This is a genomic window from Sulfobacillus harzensis (assembly GCF_012933365.1).
In the GTDB taxonomy this organism is placed as follows: Bacteria; Bacillota; Sulfobacillia; order Sulfobacillales; family Sulfobacillaceae; genus Sulfobacillus_B; species Sulfobacillus_B harzensis.
In genome coordinates, this window is the sequence record NZ_JABBVZ010000345.1 from 1 (window position 1) to 428 (window position 428).

General features: G+C 59.8%; 1 protein-coding gene. It reads left to right on the forward strand.

The window, feature by feature from the left end; genetic code table 11:
- Positions 1-428 (forward strand): transposase (locus tag HIJ39_RS23430; RefSeq protein ID WP_169103412.1); only part of this gene is annotated, 428 nt, incomplete at both ends.

Consider the following 428-nt stretch of genomic DNA (forward strand, 5'->3'; position numbering starts at 1 on the left):
GGACCATCAACCGCTTCCGGAGCGACCGGCTGAAAGCGCTCATCGATCGGATCTTTAGCGACATCCTGCAGCAACTCCTCCGAGCGGGCTACGTCAAACTCGAGCACTATTTCGTGGACGGGACCAAAATCGAAGCGAATGCCAACCGCTACACGTTTGTATGGAAGAAGGCGGTCGCGAAAAACAAGGCCAAACTGGAGACGACCATCCAAGAGATTCTGAAGACCATCGACGAGGTCAACACGGCGGAAGACGCCCAATATGGCGATCGGGATTTAGAAGAAGTCGATCCGGCCCCACTGGACGCGGATGCCGTCGAGCGGCGGGCCGAGGAACTGGAGGAGCGGTTGCACACGCAGCCGGAGGCTCCGAAGCAAGCGCGGCGGGTCGTGCGCGACCTCCGATTGAAGCTGGTGCCCCGTTTACGC